This window comes from Moorena producens PAL-8-15-08-1 (genome assembly GCF_001767235.1).
GTDB lineage: Bacteria > Cyanobacteriota > Cyanobacteriia > Cyanobacteriales > Coleofasciculaceae > Moorena > Moorena producens_A.
The window spans coordinates 2,501,688-2,520,303 of the sequence record NZ_CP017599.1 but is presented as its reverse complement, the minus strand read 5'-3'; the positions used below and the strand labels follow the sequence as shown (position 1 = coordinate 2,520,303).

At 43.6% G+C, this 18,616-nt stretch carries 9 protein-coding genes; 1 reads left to right on the top strand and 8 read right to left on the bottom strand.

Going from position 1 to position 18,616, the window contains the following annotated elements:
* Positions 1-24 precede the first annotated feature (24 nt).
* From BJP34_RS09670 to BJP34_RS09660, 3 genes are all read right to left on the bottom strand, one after another.
* On the bottom strand, positions 25-3,426 hold the full coding sequence (locus BJP34_RS09670) for a GAF domain-containing protein (protein WP_070392169.1): 3,402 nt from the start codon (positions 3,424-3,426) through the stop codon (positions 25-27).
* A 150-nt stretch (positions 3,427-3,576) separates the two neighbouring features.
* Complete coding sequence (locus BJP34_RS09665) at positions 3,577-4,110, bottom strand: chemotaxis protein CheW (protein WP_070392168.1); 534 nt, start codon at positions 4,108-4,110, stop codon at positions 3,577-3,579.
* 223 nt (positions 4,111-4,333) lie between these two features.
* Positions 4,334-5,404 (bottom strand): response regulator, encoded by a 1,071-nt coding sequence (locus BJP34_RS09660; protein WP_070392167.1) that lies wholly within the window; start codon positions 5,402-5,404, stop codon positions 4,334-4,336.
* A 1,536-nt stretch (positions 5,405-6,940) separates the two neighbouring features.
* Here BJP34_RS09660 and BJP34_RS09655 point away from each other — a divergent pair.
* Complete coding sequence (locus BJP34_RS09655; protein WP_070392166.1) at positions 6,941-9,682, top strand: HAD-IIIC family phosphatase; 2,742 nt, start codon at positions 6,941-6,943, stop codon at positions 9,680-9,682.
* 561 nt (positions 9,683-10,243) lie between these two features.
* On the opposite strand, the gene BJP34_RS09650 is transcribed toward BJP34_RS09655, so the two are convergent.
* The 5 genes from BJP34_RS09650 to BJP34_RS09630 all read right to left on the bottom strand — a co-directional run bounded on the left by BJP34_RS09650 (position 10,244) and on the right by BJP34_RS09630 (position 18,581).
* Positions 10,244-11,359, bottom strand: a complete 1,116-nt coding sequence (locus BJP34_RS09650) for a sulfotransferase (protein WP_070392165.1) — start codon at positions 11,357-11,359, stop codon at positions 10,244-10,246.
* 110 nt (positions 11,360-11,469) lie between these two features.
* Complete coding sequence (locus tag BJP34_RS09645; RefSeq protein ID WP_070392164.1) at positions 11,470-12,507, bottom strand: class I SAM-dependent methyltransferase; 1,038 nt, start codon at positions 12,505-12,507, stop codon at positions 11,470-11,472.
* Complete coding sequence (locus tag BJP34_RS09640; RefSeq protein WP_070392163.1) at positions 12,504-13,100, bottom strand: isoprenylcysteine carboxyl methyltransferase family protein; 597 nt, start codon at positions 13,098-13,100, stop codon at positions 12,504-12,506. The genes BJP34_RS09645 and BJP34_RS09640 overlap by 4 nt, the downstream gene beginning before the upstream one ends.
* A 10-nt stretch (positions 13,101-13,110) precedes the next feature.
* Positions 13,111-14,232, bottom strand: a complete 1,122-nt coding sequence (locus BJP34_RS09635) for a type III polyketide synthase (RefSeq protein ID WP_070392162.1) — start codon at positions 14,230-14,232, stop codon at positions 13,111-13,113.
* Positions 14,233-14,654: 422 nt separating this feature from the next.
* Positions 14,655-18,581, bottom strand: coding sequence for a type I polyketide synthase (locus BJP34_RS09630; protein ID WP_070392161.1), 3,927 nt, complete (start codon positions 18,579-18,581; stop codon positions 14,655-14,657).
* Positions 18,582-18,616 lie beyond the last annotated feature (35 nt).

The window sequence follows — 18,616 nt, the reverse complement described above, 5'->3', positions numbered from 1 at the left end:
TTAGTAGTTAGTGCTTAGTGGTCATTAGTCATGATTGTGATCAACTTTAAACTTGCCAACCGATGTTTGTAATTCTTCAGCAATACTTACAGTGTCTTGGAGGGAGTGGGAGATATGTTCTGTTGACTGGTAGGTGCGTTCTGAGATTTGGGCAATGTCTTTCATTAAGTTTGTCACAGCGCTTGAGGTTTCCGCTTGGGAAACGGTGGCTTGGGATATGGATTGAATGAATTGGTCGATTTGGGTGGAGACGTTGAGGATTTGACCAAAACTGTCTTTGGCTTCTTGAACTAGATAGGTGCCTTCGACCACTTGGGTAGTTCCCAGTTCCATGGCTTCCACCACTTCGGAGGTGCCTTGTTGGATGTTGTCTACAATTTGTTCAATTTCTTTAGTGGCCGTGGCAGCGCGAGCAGCGAGTTCCCCAACTTCTTCGGCAACCACTGCAAATCCTTGCCCCTCTTCCCCAGCCCGTGCGGCTTCTATGCCAGCGTTGATCGATAATAGGTTAGTTTGCAGGGCAATTTGGTTAATAAATGCCACCACTTGGGAAATTTGCTGGGAGGATTCCCCAAGGCGCTTGACTTTTTTTGCAGTTTCTGCTATTGTATCTCTCAAAATTAGAATACTGGTAACAGAGCGCTCAATAGCGTGGGTGCCGCTTTGGGCGGTGTTGGCAGCGGTATGAGCGACGGCAGCGGCTTGGCGGGCGTTAGAAGCTACCTCTTGAATAGAACGACTCATTTGAGCCACAGAATCTAGGGTGTTGGTGATTTCCTGGGTTTGTTGGAGAGCGGCTTCAGACAGTTGATGAATAGCTCCAGCATTGTCCCCAACGGACTGGTTTACCTCAGTGGCAGCAGTTTTGACTTGGGTAACAATCCTTCGTAGACTTTCGATTACGGCATTGAAGAAGTCAGCCACAGTGCCAATTTCCCCACTGAGGATCTCAGCCCTTACCGTGAGGTCACCTTGGGCAGCTCCTTCCACTTTATTGACCAGTTCTAACAGTTGCAACTGTAGGGATTCCCGTTGTTGCTGTTGCTCCTGGGAAACTACTTCCGCAGCAATGCGGGCTTGTTTGAGCTGCTCTACTAGCTTGGCTTGCTCAAGGGCAAAGCCCAATTGAATGGCCATCTGCCTGAAAAAGTTGATGTCTGATTCTTCCCAATGCCGGGTACCGGAACACTGATGGGCGACCAACAGTCCCAGTAATTTGTCATCCCCTAAGATGGGGGCGACTAGGTTAGCTTTGACTTTAAACGGTTCAAGTTGACCCAAATAACAATCACTCAAGTCTGCCTGGTAAATGTTATCCAAGGCACTAACTCTACCATGCTGATACTTTTCCACATATTGGTGGGCAAAGCAGGGGTCAGCAATTTCTGCTCCTAGGGATTTCGGCCAGCCATGACCCACGGATTCGGCGACAATGGTTCCTTGCCAATTTTCGTCAAACAGATAGACTAGAACTCGGTCGGTTTTCAGAGCTTCTCGGATGCCACTGGTGGCTGACTGGTAGATTTCCTCGACTGTGAAGGATTGCCGGATACGGGAGGTAATCTCAATGACTTGCCCAGCTCGATCGGCTTCAGCGGTTTTCACTGTGGCGAGACTGGCACCGCTTAAAGCTAGTCCTAAGTGGGTGGCTAATTCCTGTAGAAAGTCAATCTCATCGGTGCGCCATACCCGAGTCCTAGAACACTGATGAGCTACCAATAAGCCAATTAGATTATCGACCCCCACAATCGGGACAACCAGATTTGCCTTCACTTGCAGTCGGTTCAACAACTGCATATGGCCCGAGGAATATTTCTCTGCTTGGACATCACTGGTGGGCAGAACCCTGCCCTTGCGGTAGGCTTCCAGCAATTTTCTGGGAATACAAGCATCGGTGATTTCGTTGGCGATCGCTTTTGGCCAAGGGGAGTCTACCGCTTCAGCCACAATGGTTCCCCGATAGCCTGGGTCAAAATAATAGATCACCACCCGCTCAGCAGCTAACTTTTCCTTAGCAGCATTAACCACTAAATCAAAGGCATGGGCTTTTTGATCAGGTTTGGCAGCATGGGTGACAACATCAGCAAATAACTGGGCCTTGTTTAGGGAAGCTTGTTGGTTAGCAACTAGGGTCTGTAGCTGAGATGCCATGCGGTTGATATTTGACCCAAGTACCCCTAGCTCATCAGTTCCCACTAGCTCCAAACGGGTATCCAGTTCCCCTTCGCCGAGGGCTTTCACTGCGTTGGTAGCTGCTAACAGGGGACTGGTCAAACGGTTAGCGAGATAGACAGCTACTGCAGCAACTAATAAGGTGGTCAGGGAGGTTCCGAGGGTCAGGGTCAGGAGTAATTGCCGCTGGGGCAGAAATGCGATCACATCTGGGGTGGCCATGACTGCTACCCAGGGCAGGTCAGGTAAGTCGTTGATTTTACGAAAGGGGGTATAGGCTAGCAGATCCTGATGCTTTTTGACCTGATCAGATGTGACTATAGTATTTGGTTTATCAGCAGTTAGCAGTTCTTTGGCGTCCGGGAATACCTTGGTTAGGGGCTGATTAACGATCTGGCTTTGGTTGGACAGAAAAATTTTACCGTTGGTGGTATTGATTAAGTAAAGTTCTTCGCGATCGCTGCCCATCAGGTTGATCGAATCTTGAAGGTATTGGATGGCCATCCGGGATTGGATAACTGCGACCAGCTTTTGTGTATTTTCGTCAAGTACCGGTGCAGCGAAGTAAAGGGATAACTGACCAGACGCATCCGAGTGTATCGGTTGACTAATCGCCGGTTGTTTGGTCTTGATCACCTGCTCAAAATAAGACCGGGAGCTGGGATTATCTACCGGAGTCTGATTAGATTTGGCAATGACTTTGCCTGTTAAGTCGAAAACAGCTATACTGTCGTAGACTTGGTAAATGTCTTCGTAGCGGTTTAATAATAGGGATTGTCTTTCCGAAAGGGAGCTAGTCTGCTGTTGACTGGAATTAGTAAAAATTGGGAGCGTAGCTAGAACTCGAATATCGGCATAGCGGTCTTGTATGAAGCCCTTGAGGTTGTCTTCTAGGCTAACTACCCTAGCAATGTTATTTTGGGAAATTTCTTGGGTAATAGATTGGTTAGCTAAGTTATAGGCAATAGAGCCAATCAGCAGCACAGGAATAGTGCCTAGGGTGATGAATAATGATGTTACTTTAGTTTTTAAGCTGAGTTTAAGACCCCCAGAGCGTTTGGAACTGCTAGGTGCTTCAGAGGAGCCTATAGGCTCAGCCCCATCCTGAGCCGAGTTTTGGCTTGCTTCTGTGCTAGTCAAATTTATAACTGAGTCCAATTCAGCATGGTGACGATACCTATCTTTGCTTACACCCTGACTAGTTAAATCCTTATTAATTTCATTATATATTGATTTATCAAATTCTTTCACCATAAAAAAGCACCATTACCTGGCTACTAACTTAGTTTTTATAAAAGCATTTATAAATCTATTATCTAAAAAAACAGTATCGTTTAAGGATAGTCTTAAATTAACAATCAATAATTACCAGCTGCCCTTGAGTTTAAGTTAATTCCCGTTAAATTAGGTGTTGTGTAAAAGGGATGAAGCCATAATTGCCAAACCATCTAGTACTAACAAAATTTCTTGCTCTTGCAAAGCGCATCCCCGTAAGTAGGGAACCAAACCCGATGACACTTGTCCCAGTGGAGATTGAATACAATCGGGTGTTAGTCGCAACACCCCTTCAATGCTTTGGACTGCAACCCCTAAAGACGCTGACTGATTACGGAGCGTCACTATGTTGTACTGTTGAACATTGGTTTCTACGGTGGGTAAACCTAGCATTTGAGCTAGATCAATTACCCACAACACACGAGAACGCCGATTCATCAACCCCTGTACGTACAGAGGCATATTTGGCATGGGGGTCAGACGCTCTTGGGGCAAGACTAGAACTTCCTGGGCTTGATTCATAGATATAACCGCAGGGGTTTGTTCATTTAACAAAAATTTAAGATAAGCATCCCCGATATTATTGTGTTGTTCAGATGGTTTGGTTATACTAGCTAACTGAGACCAGGTCTGGGGGATATTGGCGAGTGCTGACGTGTTCATTAATTCACAAGTTAACCTATGTGATGAAACCAATAATTGCTGAGTTTATAATTAGTGAGTGTATAAAAGTATTGCTTAGGTAAACTATAACCAATAAAATAATCTATAATAATAACCTATAGAGGGATATGTATTTATAATACAACCCTAAATGTCTTAATAAATTAACACCGAATTCAGCTTTTTATCCTTCATAGATATAAGGGATATAGCTCCCCAATGATTATTTGAGATGTTTAAACACTATCTTAAGGAGATCGGATTGGTTAAACGGTTTAGTCAAGTAACCAGATGCTCCAACAAGTTTAGCTTTAGCTCGGTCTAGGAAACCAGTATTGCCAGTTACCATAATAATTGGGGTATGTTTAAAAAGTGAATGCTTTCGTAACAGAGAACATAGCTCATAACCATCTAAGTTTGGCATGGCAACATCGAGCAAAATTAGGTCAGGCTTAATACGGATCACTTGCATTAATGCCCTAACTGGGTCATTAATCATGACAACAGAGAAACTTTTATCTTCCAAGAAGGAGTTGATGGCATTTAAAACACTTGTACTATCATCAATGCAAGCAATCTTGTAAGTTTTACTGGTAGACATTGGTTTTTGATTAACCGATGTATTATATTGGAAACTGTGCTCTAATTGAGCCGACTTATTTAGAGAGGGTTCGTGAATTGAATTCAATTGTGTAGAATTTCCGATGGGGACTACAGAATGAGAGCTATAGGGATTATTCACTGGCTTTGAGTTAGAAGAGTGCTGATGTTGTAACTGTTCGTAACAGTGTTCAACAATTGTGCGAAGGTCAAGCCTACAAAATTTAGGCAAATCCTCAGATGGATTAGTTTCCAGTAATTGGTAAGTTCCTTCTTTCTCTGACAGCAGAGAACCTATTACGTCTTCAGCCAATTCTTCGATCAGACTTGCTGCCTGAACGGAATTGAGATAATGTTGATTAACCAACCAACAAATTGCTTGGTAATCTGAAGGATAATTTGAATGACTGTTTAAGTTGGCTTCAAAGATCAGGCGAACCTGAACCCGAACGGCACTAACAAGGGTAGGAATTCTACGACTTAGACGAGATAAGTAATGATCTAGGCGATCAAATGGGTTGATGGAGTTTGAGGCATAGATTAATTTACCATTTTCTAGATAGATTGACCAAGAAACTGAACCACTGGATACTTGTAAACATCCATTGGCATGACGACTGGATAATTGAGCCAATAAGGAAAGGGGGTTTAGTTTTTTATCATGTCTGTAGCTATTGATGTAGGTGGAGTTCATTTTTCTCTAATCCGCTGTAAATCAATTGATGAAAAAAATCAATACTAATGATTGATTGACTTGGCTTAATAGTTAGCTACATCCTAGCTAAGGGATATTCCGGAAAGTTTTCTTGAAGTGAAATTATTTTTTTAACTAAAAATCGATTTTCAAAACAAATAACAGCCATACCCAAACTAAAACTGTACAATAGGTCATGTAACTAGTAAAGATTACCTAATCAACTTAGGTAGTAGCTGCTTCCCTGAATTTGATACCTCAGAAATGAATGGGACCTGAGATTCAAAAATTAAACGGTTTTAAGTTATTTAAAAAAAAATGAGGGGTGGATTCTCATTTGCATTGCACCATGACATCCAAGAGTGAAGGGTAACTATAGTAACCTTGGATACACCCTCTAGGGACAGAAAAACTTTCCCAACACTAGATTTACCAAAAAATCACTCGTTGTCCATTATCTTAACAAGGTTGTCTATCATCTGTGTAAAGCTTACATAAATAGTTTTTACAATGGATGAAGTTAGTGTAATTACTGAGTGAGTATTTAGTGGCTGGTAGAGAATATTACCAAACAATAGGTCATGGTAAAAGTCTCGTAATTTATCCTGATAGTCGGCAGTACTACCGTAATCAATAAGAAGCTTAGCTAAAATGCCTTGAGGATTTGGCTAATGAAATTAACAACAAGTTAGTTAATATAACCAAAATTGCACTTGTCAATAGCATTATTTGAAAGTTATAATCGATGGAGCTCGAATAAAGTGTTACACACTTAATTTGAAAACTGAAGTTGGACTTGCCGTAGGCAAGTCGAAGAAAGCGTCTACGTTTATATAGCCCCTATATAACCCTACTATGCACGGGTTTGGGAGGCTAGTGCAAGATATATATTAGTATACTAATATAGTAATTACTTTGTGTGATTGCCAGCAAAGACTTGCTTTCCATCAACAGGGTGATTTGATCAAGACGTTTCCCGCTCTACAGGGAGACGCCAAAAAATAGTTAGCTTAGACAAGAGGTTACTGCCGCAGTCTATCCTAGGAGTAATTGTCCCCCACTCTAGGAATAACGTTAGGAATAAACTTATCTCGATGCTAGCTACCGTTAACAATTAACAATCAGCGCTAGTAATCTCCTATAGTGAGCAAACGACACTGGTGATTATTGCTCATTTGTAAAAGTTATGAAGTAGGTGCAGGTTATTAAACTCAACAAGAGTTGGGGGCATCATACAGTCAAAGACTTACTGGACATGGGTTTTAGCGCCATGGCTTACTGGACATGGGTTTTATATCCATAACTATTTTTACTTGTTTTACTTGATCTACCTGCACCTAATGATTTTGAGGTATTGGTCAGTTTGTCAGGATGATAATTTTATGGCCAAAGCATGATCGCCTTTGACCTGTTCAACTAAATTTCAGCTGTTTATAACTACCGCTGCGAAAACTAAATCCGAAAACTCATACTATGAAACTGATAACACTATTCTCTACCCTAGTTATTCTTACCATAAGTTGGCTTTATTCACTGATGCTAGCTATTGTAGCCGGAGTTTTGGAAGCTTGGCTAATCTTTAGCCTGTTTCCAGATATAACACTTCCGATTTTGGTAGCAACATTTCCATTCCTTTACGTTGTCTGGTTGTTTCTATTTATTAGTATAAGTTCCCTAGATATAGCTCTACTCTTTTCGTTTTTTGAAAAACCTAAAACCATACAATTTAATCATAAAATTACTACTATTAAAGAGCTTATTTTACTGATAAAATACTTACCGACAATGATCGCTTATAGGCGAAAGTTATTAATCGATACATTACCATTTATAAATTATGTCAAGCTTCCCCCAATCACGTTGTTATGGATAAGAAATCTGGTGATGCGCTCTTATGCTCCTAAGATACATATCGGCGAAAAAAGCATAGTCGTGCCATGGTTAGAGGATCCAGATTTGACATACATAGGTGATCAGGTCGTGATTGGTAGTGAATGCAGTATCGTCGCTCATGCTCTTAACATATCTAACGGACAACTGAAATATACATCAGAGCCGATTGTTATTGGAAACTACAGTACCATCGGTGGAAATAGCCGAATTGGAATAGGAGTCAAAATTGACGAGGGAGGTATTGTAGAAGCAGGAAGCAATGTGCTGCCATACACGCGCATTGGACGTGGGGAAGTCTGGGGTGGCAATCCGGCGGTTTTGATCCGAAAACGACATGAATATTCGGATAGTCCAGAAGTACAGTCTTCAGTTCAGCAGATAAATCAATCTGAATTAAATGCCATAATTGCTAATGCTATTCATTTGCCCCCAGAAGAAATCACAGATGAGCTAGATAGCTATAACTGTATGGCATGGGACTCCCTAGCCAAAATGGCAATTGCTGCTTCATTGTACGATCGTTTTGCAATTCGCGTTCCCCCCAGGGAAATCTTCAAACTGGATTCCCGAAAATCCATTGAGGAGCTAATTTTCGCCCATACCAATAATGACCTTCCAGATAGTTCGGTGGCTGAATCACCCCCTGATGGAAATACCAACGCAATACCTGCCAACCCAGAACTTCTTCCCCTTTATCCTCCAGAAACAGTAACTCAGGCTCTTGCCCGTCTTTCTCAAGAGGAAGTAGTGCAAGGGCAAGCCAAAAAAACCATTGTTGTCGCGGCGACTTTTACTGTACAACCCCTAGGTTCGACTTTGGAACTTTGGTGCCGAGCTTTCCAAATGCCATTTTCTGTAGAATTCGCTGAATTCAACCAATTGGAGCAAACTCTTCTTTCTCCCAATAGCGATTTTATTAATAACCAAAACGGGTTAAATGTGGTGCTTACTCGTCCAGAGGATTTGATCTCTGACGGAGATCCAGACGGGATGATTAGAGCTGGTCAACTACTGGAAGCAATCATTAGTTATGCCTCAAGGAAAAAAGGTCTGATTGTTTCAAATTTACCCCCAGTAGTTTCGCCATTTTTTCAAGGAAAAGACCTGCAGGTCGAGAAACTGCGTCTTTGGTGGCAGGAGCAACTAGAAAAAATAGAAGGTATCCATATCTTAGACTTCAAGAGCGTTGTTGAGGAAGTTGGACGACAGAATGCCAGTGATGCCTCATTGGAGGTGATAGCTCGCGCTCCCTATTCACAGACTGTGTATCAGAAACTCGGAATTGCAATTACACGTTTGGTTCGTAGCATATTCCTTCCGGCGAAAAAAGTTCTAGCACTTGACTGCGATAATACCTTATGGGGAGGTGTAGTCGGCGAAGATGGCATTGATGGTTTAGCATTGAGCAACGACTATCCGGGTCGCAGTTTTCGTCTTTTTCAGGAAATGGTTCTAGATTTGAAAAAAGGCGGTGTTTTGCTAGTGCTGGTGAGCAAAAATGAAGAGGCGGATGTCTGGAATGTGTTTGAACACCATCCTGAAATGATACTTCGCCGAGGGGATATTGCTGGTCATCGAATTAACTGGCAGAAGAAATCAGCTAATTTGCGGGAACTAGCTAAAGAATTAAACTTAGGCTTGGATTCTTTTGTGTTTATGGATGATTCACCGGTCGAGCGTCTTGAGGTGGAGACTAATACTCCAGAGGTAACCGTTGTTCCCATGCCAAAGGATCCGGCACATTATGCTGAAACTCTTTCAAAGCTCTGGTGTTTTGATTCCGCTAGTCTTACAGCCGAAGATACGATCCGAACACAATTGATGGTTCAGGAGCAACAGCGTCGGGACTTGCAGCAAAGCGTAAGCAACCTTGAGAATTATCTAGAATCCTTAGAATTGGTTGCCGAAATTCGCTTGGCGGAGGAAAGAGATTTGCCACGGGTAGCACAACTGACCCAGAAAACCAATCAGTTTAACTTGTCTTTAATTCGCCGTTCTTTGCCCGAAATTCAAGAGATTCAAAAATCTTCATCTATTTTGGTACTGAGTCTTAAAGACCGCTTTGGCGATTATGGTTTGGTTGGTGTAGGGATTCTCAAACCGGAAAACGGATCTTTGCTTCTAGATACTTTTCTAATGAGTTGTCGTGCTCTAGGACGTGGAGTAGAAGAAGCATTTTTATACACAATGTTTGATTTTGCTACTCAGAAAGATTTGAAGAGGATTCTTGCTCCTTTCCATTCAGGTCCACGGAATGAGCAAGTAAAGACTTTTCTTTTGAACATGGGTTTTGAGCAAAAGCAATCAGACCTTCTAGAAGCTGAGGTGGCAAACTCTCCTAAGAAGCCTGGGCATGTAAAGATGCTGGTTAATGTCTTAGTCTGAATTATCCTTGCAGCTGTGAGCAGTAAAAATTGTTTCCAGTAGGTGATCACAATTCAGCCGTCGGAAGAACGCCCATGCTTCGGAAGCAATGCAGCGGAGTCTTCGGGAGGCAGTGCCTTCATGCGGGGGTCTCCCCCACTCGCGCTTTGCATGGCTGACAGGTGCGGAAGCAAGTTCCCCACACAGACCCATGGGCCACTCGCGCTTTGCATCAAGACCATGTAAACAGCTAATGTTATGTAAGCCTGGTCAATAAAGCAAGTAGAGACGTTATAATAACGTCTCTACTTAAGCTTTTTTGCCAATTTTCCAAGTTGTCCAGTCTTGTCTGGATGTTCTCTAGGTCAATATACCGGTTTTCAGTTGGATCAGGTACACAGCAAATTTCTTCCCCTTCCTCCCCCTCTTGCCACTCTCCTTGTAGTAGCCCTGATCGAGATTTACCTAAGATAGCGGGGCAATCGCTATATCAATTGCTTATATCTGGTAAGGTAAGCGTTTCAAGTAGCGTGTTAACTGACAGCTGAGTGTTTCCGTTTATTGTTATTTGTTGATTGTTATTTATAGTCTATTGGTGATCTTGTCAAAATTGTACTCCTCATAAACAAATGAAAGGTCTTTCATAATCTGCTCTCTTGTTAAGTTAAATTCTTCAATATTTTTGACACGATGTTTGCGTTTATATTTTGTCTGTTGTTGCGCTTGTTTTTTTATAGAGTGTTGTAATTTATCGCTGGGATTAATTCCGGTAAAAAGTACTATTTTATCAAAAGCTTTTTTTAAATCATAGCGTAATAAATTATAGGGCATAACCATGACATTATCTTCTGGAATTTCTTGATTTTTTTGAAGGTGATAAAAATAGCGATAAAGGTCTACATTATAGCGATATCGCCTTTCCTCATATCGTTGAATTTTATCGGGTGGTATATTTTTTAGACCCCATTGGTTATCCAGAAAATTTCGATCCAGGGAAAGATGAGAAGGAATTGTTTCGTGAGGTGGACGAACTAAATAGATAAATTTGGCATCTGGAAATATTTCTAGCAATGTATTAATGCGGTGAGTAGAAAAATGAATTTGCGCAATTACTTGTTTTTTCCCTGTGTAATAGATATGCCGCTTTAAACAACTTTCAAAAAATTTTACTGAACTTCGACGACGAGATGCTGGTTGCTGATCATGGAAGCGAAGCTCTGGATGCTCCTGATCATCAAAGGCTAAGGGTGTGGTTAAAAGGACAAACTGAGTATCGGCTTGGTGAAGGAATAATAGTTCTTCTTCTTCTACTCTATCAATAGAAATTCCATGTCCAATATCATCAGGTATCAGGGAGTTTAGATTGTGTTTAACTAAATAGTCAACCAGAGGCTTAGCTAAAATACGAGCTGTGAGTGATGGAACAAAAATATGCCAAGCTTTGAATGTAGTAAATTCTTCTGTTTGGGTTAGTAAATGATGGAGGAAAGTAGTTCCACTCCGAGGGTGTCCAATGATAAATATCGGTTTTACTACTTTAATGTCACGATACTTATAAAAAAATATTTCATCTAAAGCCAGGGTTAGTCTAACCAAAATAAAAGCTAAGGGTGGCAGAAATACCCATAAAAAAAACCAGTGGCTTATCCCAAAGGTTTTCCAACATGAAATAATAATTCGGTAATAAACCTTTAACATGTTTTATATTTTAATTATTGGTAAATACTTTTTAGTAAAAATAGACATATATAGCAGTCCTCAATTTGAGAACTGCTATAATAACTAATCAGTGTGTCCGTCCAACAGACTTAGGGCTTTGCTGCCACTTGTTGACCAGTGGCTGGTGTTCGCCGGAACTGAATCGGCTTGCGGGGAACTAAACCTGCCTTTTGTTGCCATTGAGCGATCTCAGAGAAGGACCAGTTACTACCAGCACTGGTCAAAGAGAAAAACAAATTCGCCAATGCACCCAGTTGTCCATCTTGTTTGGAAGGAAATATAGTTTTCTGAACGACGAGATGGCCTCCAGGTCGCAGAGCTTGAGCCAAACGCTGAAATAGCTCAATATTGGTTTTTTCATCAAAGTGGTGTATTAGGTTAGCCATAAAGATTAAGTCATAGGCATTGGTGCCTAGATCCTCTGTAAGAACATTGCCAGCTTTGTACACCACGCGATCGCCCATGCCTTCCTCGGCAAGGAGCGGTGCTGCATATTCAATGCCCTCAGGTAAATCAAGGATGACTGCTTGAAGCTCAGGATAGCGGCGGCAGAGGGTTACTGAAAAATAGCCGTGAGAGCCACCAACATCTAGCATTTTCTGAGCACGAGTTGGTACAGGTGTGCATTGGACTACCTCAGCAGCAGCTACGCTTGCTATTGAGCGCATACCCCGATGATAAAGTTGCCAGTGATGGGGGGTCATTTTATTGTGAGATTCCAAAGGCTCTCCAGTACGGATGAACTTTTCTAAGTGGGTGAGCCATTCCCAAGCCAAAACCCGGCTAATCGTGTAATCGTAAAGTGACGACTCATTCTCATTTAGTAGCCATTTACTGGCAACTGGAGCCAAGGTATAGCACTCTTTCTCCTTAGCAAGGTAATCGGTAGCAACAAGAGCATCTAAAAGCTGGGTTAAAGCATGCTTGTTGAGATTACACCGCCCAGCAATCTCTTGGGCGGAAAGTGAACTTGACCCTAGGGCTTCAAACACACCTACCTCTGTTGCTGCTATGATAGATCGAGCTAGAATCAGGCAGGCTTGAGTTTCAATGGCAGGTTGAGGTACTTGCCCCAAGGCAAGGGCACTCTTTTCGAGTAAGTTTTCAGGATTAATACCAACTCTCATCTAGAACTATTAGCTCCTTTAATAAATCCAATGACTGGAATAAAACGGGGTTGATTGGCAAAGACATCACCATAGTTGGTGTCTTCGCTTAAGGCTTGTTCTTCAGTGTGAATACGCCGACTCATTAATAGAGCATTGGCGATGCTGAAAACGATAGTGGTGAGATATGCAGTATGGATCAGGGGTAAAGCGGAGATTTCCAGAATTACTCCTAGCCAATTGGGATGCTTTAGGTAACGGTAAATTCCTGAGTTAACTACAGGCTTGCTTGGGAAGGTGATGATCGGAAGAGTCCAACGCTTTTTTAGCGATCGCATTGATAAATACCGCAAGCCTTGACCAGCTACAGTAAGCATCAGTGCTATTGCTGCCAATCCTGGCATAAAAGGGCGGTTGAGCCACCAAACCTCGTTAATCATCGCTGCAAACCAGCTCACCTGCAATACTTTTACTATCCAAAGGGAATTTGATCCATATTCCCGTCCTCCGTTAGTAAGCAAGTATGTTGCATTCTGTTTGCTGATACGAAGTTCAATCAGTCGCTGTAAAATGACCGCAACTACAATAAGCGTGAAGATAACCTTAGTAATCATGGAGCGCTTCCTACCATTGCAATAGCAGAATTTCCTGGGAGAAACCAGGTCCCATTGCGACCATCAAGCCATAACTACCTGGACTCGGCTGCTCTTGAGATAAGACTTCATTTAGCATATAGAGCACAGTGGATGAGGACATATTGCCAACTTTTTCTAAGGTGTCCCAGCTAAGTTGGACTGCCTCCTGACTCAGTCCAAACTCTTCTTGTACAGTTTTAATTACCTTAGGTCCACCTGGATGCACAATCCAGCAGGATATATCATCTGTTGATAAGTTATGCTTGTTCAGGAGTCGGTCAATCACCTCTCGCAGTCCTCCTTTGAGATGGTCAGACACTTCAGCTCTGAGAATATTCCTGAACCCGGTATCAGCAATATCCATTCCCATCAAGTCAGTGGTATTGGGAAGCAAGATTGATCCAATATCAATTACCCGAGGTTGACCTGGCTTGGCTAAGGGATGATCGCGACCTACCATTAAAACTGCTCCCATCCCATCAGCAAACAGTGCAGCAGTAACGATAGAGCAAATGATTTCGCTGTAGAGAGTGGGGTCGTCTGGTAGTTTAGAAATCATTGTTTGCAATTCCATTTGCAAAGAACCCTGCCACAGAGCAGAGGAGAGTTCACCAGCAAAGAAAATTGCAGCATCCTTGGGGTGTCCCTCTAGGTACTCTGTCACTCGTGCTATACCTGCTGCTCCACCCATGCAGCCATAGCCAAATATTGGTAGTCGTTTGATGTACCGTGAAAAAGGGATGCGATTCATTAACCGAGCTTCCAGGGAGGGAACCGAAATGGTCAGTGTGGAGCAAGCGATTAATGCGATCTCCTCGGGGTCGATGCCGGTTGAACACAACAATGACCGCACACTTTTTTCAAAGTTATCGAGAACAAGGTCTATAGACCGTTGAGCAGTGACTCCAGGAGTCGGTGGTTCAAAGAAGGAATCTAGGGAGTGGGTGAAATAACGGCCTTTGACATTGACATTGGTGAAAAAGCGGTCGATGGTATCAAGATCAAAATCTAGATTCATCGCGATGCAAAACTTTTTGACCGCTGTGGCTAGCACTTCTTGAGGATAGTAGTGCTCGGGAAACGTGAAGGCAGTAGCAGCAATAACAGGCATGGTAATTTTATTTTTAAATAGGTTGATTTAAGGTTAGTCGGTTGAAAGTTAGTTGGTTTAAGGTTAGTTGGTTTAAGGTTAGTTGGTTTAAGGTTAGTTGGTTTAAGGTTGAAAGATTTTGCTGCTTTCTGAAAATAGTCGTTAGTGGTTAGTAATTAGTAGTTAGTAGTTAGCACTTAGAGACTGTTTGTTAAACTTTGCTTAAATCCTTGCGTAGGGTGGGTTAGGCGGTTAGTACTGTCAAAGCTCACCTTTTAAGAGAGCTGTCCGCCGTAACCCACCAATAGTGAATTACTTAATGGGACTTAAGATTTACTTTATAAACAGTCTCTTACCTTTGTTGTGAGGAATAGTATCTGGGTGGCATACCACTCTCGATCAGGGAGTGAGATTTGACACCACCCGAACACCCCATCACCCCATCACCCCATCACCTTGACAGGTTGGCTAAGTTGGCTAGCGATCGCATCCAATAAAAGCTGGTCATGGCTCTTGAGGAAGAAGTGGTCACCAGGAAACATTTGCAGGGTGAAGTCTTTCTGGGTCTGCTTGCGCCAAGCCTCAAGTTCCGCATCACTGACTTTGGGGTCGGATTTGCCACCAAACACTGTGATTGGGCAATCGAGGGGATCTGCGCTGGAGTAGAAGTAAGTTTCCAAAATCGCAAAGTCTGCTCGCAACACTGGGAGGAATAACTCCATCAGCTCAGGATTGTCTAATGTTTCCTGTGGTGTTCCATTTAAGCGACCTAGTGACTGGATAAATTCATCATCAGGCAGTCGATGGATGGGTAGATTCAGATCCGGTAGCTGAGGAGCAGAGCTTGCAGAAACAAATACGTGAACTGGGCTTGGTAAGTTCTGTTTGCGTAACTCACGGGCAAGCTCAAAGCTAATTAACGCTCCTAAACTGTGACCGAAAAAGGCAAAAGGAATGTCTAAGTAAGGATGCAAAACAGGTGTTAGGGCCTGAATCAGAGGTGAGAGGCGAGTAAATGGCTCTTCTTCGAGTCGGTTTTCTCGCCCAGGCAATTGAATTGAACAAACCTCAATCTCTGGTGGTAGCAATTCTAACCAAGAGCGGAAGATAGAAGCACCAGCTCCTGCATAGGGGAAGCAGAATAGACGTAGTTTTGCTTGGGGATTCGGCTTTGGACAACTGACCCAAAGATTGGCTTGAGGTACTACCTTCTCTGAAGAGTTCATTGTCCCTGAAGACTCATTAGTTGAATCCATCGAGTCCGTAGTGCTCGGTTTGCCTTGAGTTCCTTGATTTGGTGATGATTTGGCTTCTTTAACAACCAGCAATAAAACTTGGGTGATAAAATCCTCAATGCTTAAACTAATGAAGTATTCTAGAGGAACAACCACCTCCAGATCAGTCTCAATTTGATTCCTGAGCTCAACACCAACTATCGAGTCAAGTCCTAAGCTATGAAGGGGCTGCTGTAAGTCCAGTTGGCTGACACCAATTCCAATAACCCTGGCTAATAATTCTGTCAAGTAAGACTCCAACAGTCCCTGGCGTTCTTCTGGTTCTGCCGCCAGCAATTTAGGGCGAGTTAGACTTGGCTTGGCTTCGGGTGCGACACCATGATTAGGGGTGGATTTCCCATTAAGTTCTGATGGCATGCTCAGGGTTACGGTTACCCCTGAACTCTCCTGTTCAGTTGAGTTAGGAACTACGTCCAACCAGTAACGCGATCGCTGCCAAGGATAAGAGGGCAACGAAACACACTGACCCCCAGATGGATAGCGTCGGCTCCAGTCTACTGGGTAGCCCTGGCTGTAGAGAGTACCCAAAGAACCCAACATAACTGCTCGTTCCCGTTGCTGTCGGCGTAGAGAAGGCAATACTGTTCCGTTTTTGCCTGAGTTCTTCAGACACTGGGAGATATTTATCCCTAGGACTGGGTGGGGGCTAATCTCTACAAATAGATTATGCTTGGTCTTGATAAGTTGATCAATGGCACCGGCAAAACGCACTGGCTCTCTGATATTGCGTCCCCAGTAGGCACCATCAAAATTTTCACCCTCATGAGCTAGACCTGTGACGGTTGAGATGATTGGAATAGATGCAGTTTGAGGTGTAATTCCTTGAAGCGATCGCACTAACTGCTCTTGAAATGGCTCCATCTGGGGACTGTGGAAAGCATAATTCACCCGCATCATCTTACAGAAAATCTGTCGCTGGTCAAGGGACTCAAGCACTTCTTCCAGGGCTGCTGCTTCACCTGATAGAACCAGTGAGGTAGGACTATTGATGGCAGCAATAGACAGACGACCGGCATACTTAGCTAAGAGTTCCTCTGCCTCAGCTACGGACAACTGCACAGCTGCCATTTTTCCAAGACCTGTTCCCTGCTGCATGAAGCGAGCGCGGTGGAAAACAACTTGCACTGCATCCTCCAAACTGAGAGCTCCAGCAACATGAGCTGCTGCTACTTCTCCCACGCTATGCCCGATTATGGCCTTGGGTTCTATTCCCCAAGACCGCCACAAAGCAGCTAAAGCAACTTGCAAGGCAAAAATAGCTGGCTGAGCAATCTCAGTTTCTGCCAAGCGGGATGTTGACTCATTAGCAGTCAGTTCCTCCAGCAGTGACCAGTTGGCATAAGAACGTAGCAGCCCATCGCACTTCTCTATAGTGGAGGAAAAGACCGGTTCAGTCGATAATAATTCACGCCCCATCCCCCACCATTGCGGTCCTTGACCAGAAAAGACAAAAACTAGCTTAGGACGGCGGTTCCGTTGCTTACGACCCCAAGACAGACCGGAGTAAGTTTCTCCAGAGCAAAATGCTTCAAGGCCTTCCGTTAGTTCCTCACAGTTTTGAAATACCAGAGACAAACGGTGGTCATGATCAGAACGTCGCACACTAGCTGTATAACAAATGTCTGATAATGAGGCAGTGCTACCAGACGCTGCTGGTGCTAGGAATTCCTGATACTCCTGAGCTATAGCTCTGAGAGCTTCTGGACTGCGAGCAGATAGAGGAAGTAGATAAGGTGACGAGGAGATCCCAGGATAGACAGACTTCTTTTTCTTAAACTTCTCATCCCCTTGGAGAGCTTGCCCTAGAATTATATGGGCGTTAGTTCCGCCAAAACCAAAAGAACTCAATCCAGCCAAAGCTAGACCATCGGTTTCCGGCCAAGGGGTCAAGGTTTGCTGTACCTGAAGCAGAAGTTTGTCGAAGGGAATATAGGGATTCGGTGTTTGGAAATGCAGGCTCGCTGGTATCTTGCCATGATGTAACGATAGCGCTACCTTAATTAAACCAGCAATGCCAGCGGCAGATTCTAGATGACCGATATTGGTTTTAGCGGAACCGATAATGCAGGGGTTGTCCGGGGAACGGTCTTGACTCAACACAGCCCCTAGTGCTTCAGCCTCAATTGGGTCTCCTAGGGGAGTGCCTGTACCGTGAGCTTCAACATAGTTAATTTGAGCTGGTGCCACTCCAGCATTTGCCAAGGCTTGGCGGATAACTGCTTCTTGAGACGGACCATTGGGAGCGGTAAGTCCGTTGCTACGGCCATCTTGGTTAAGAGCTGAACCCTTGATCAGAGCAATGATATTGTCATTGTCTCTAATCGCATCCTCCAGACGTTTGAGTACTACAATACCGCAGCCTTCTCCCCGCACATAACCATTGGCTCTGGCATCAAAGGTCTTACAACGCCCATCCGTAGCCATCATTTGTGCCTGAGAGAAGATGATGGTCAACTCCGGAGACAGCAGCAGATTAACTCCACCGGCCAAGGCTAAATTAGACTCTCCACTCCGCAGACTTTGACAGGCAAGATGCACAGCCACCAATGAGGAGGAACAGGCTGTGTCAATCGCCATACTCGGTCCTCGAAAATCAAATAGGTAGGAGAGGCGGTTAGCAGCAATACTTAAAGCATTGCCAGTCCCCATGTAGGCATTGATGACACTATAGCCTCCTTGCTGAAAGCGCTGGTGGTAATCGCTGGCAGAAATACCAACAAAAACACCTGTGTTACTGTGGGCTAGTTTTTGTATGACCTGCCCAGCATTGTCCAGGGCTTCCCAAGCTACCTCTAGCAAAAGTCGCTGCTGGGGGTCGATATAAACTGTCTCTCTCGGAGTAATTCCAAAAAATTGGGGGTCAAATTGATCTACTTGTTCTAAAAAGCCACCCCACCGAGTACTCATTTTTCCTGGAGTACCAGGTTTAGGATCGTAGAAAGCATCGATATCCCACCGATCTGCTGGTACCTCTGTAATGGCATCTACCCCGTTACATAGGAGCCGCCAATACTCCTCCGGGTTTCTGGCACCAGGAAAACGACAACCTAGACCAATAATTGCGATCGCTTCCATTTCTTAACCTTAATCTGAACTTTGGTCATGATTAC

Excerpts from the sequence above, each read along its gene's own strand:
- BJP34_RS09670 (WP_070392169.1), bottom strand. The coding sequence starts at position 3,426 with ATGGTGAAAGAATTTGATAAATCAATATATAATGAAATTAATAAGGAT.
- BJP34_RS09665 (WP_070392168.1), bottom strand. The coding sequence starts at position 4,110 with ATGAACACGTCAGCACTCGCCAATATCCCCCAGACCTGGTCTCAGTTA.
- BJP34_RS09660 (WP_070392167.1), bottom strand. The coding sequence starts at position 5,404 with ATGAACTCCACCTACATCAATAGCTACAGACATGATAAAAAACTAAAC.
- BJP34_RS09655 (WP_070392166.1), top strand. The coding sequence starts at position 6,941 with ATGCTAGCTATTGTAGCCGGAGTTTTGGAAGCTTGGCTAATCTTTAGC.
- BJP34_RS09650 (WP_070392165.1), bottom strand. The coding sequence starts at position 11,359 with ATGTTAAAGGTTTATTACCGAATTATTATTTCATGTTGGAAAACCTTT.
- BJP34_RS09645 (WP_070392164.1), bottom strand. The coding sequence starts at position 12,507 with ATGAGAGTTGGTATTAATCCTGAAAACTTACTCGAAAAGAGTGCCCTT.
- BJP34_RS09640 (WP_070392163.1), bottom strand. The coding sequence starts at position 13,100 with ATGATTACTAAGGTTATCTTCACGCTTATTGTAGTTGCGGTCATTTTA.
- BJP34_RS09635 (WP_070392162.1), bottom strand. The coding sequence starts at position 14,232 with ATGCCTGTTATTGCTGCTACTGCCTTCACGTTTCCCGAGCACTACTAT.
- BJP34_RS09630 (WP_070392161.1), bottom strand. The coding sequence starts at position 18,581 with ATGGAAGCGATCGCAATTATTGGTCTAGGTTGTCGTTTTCCTGGTGCC.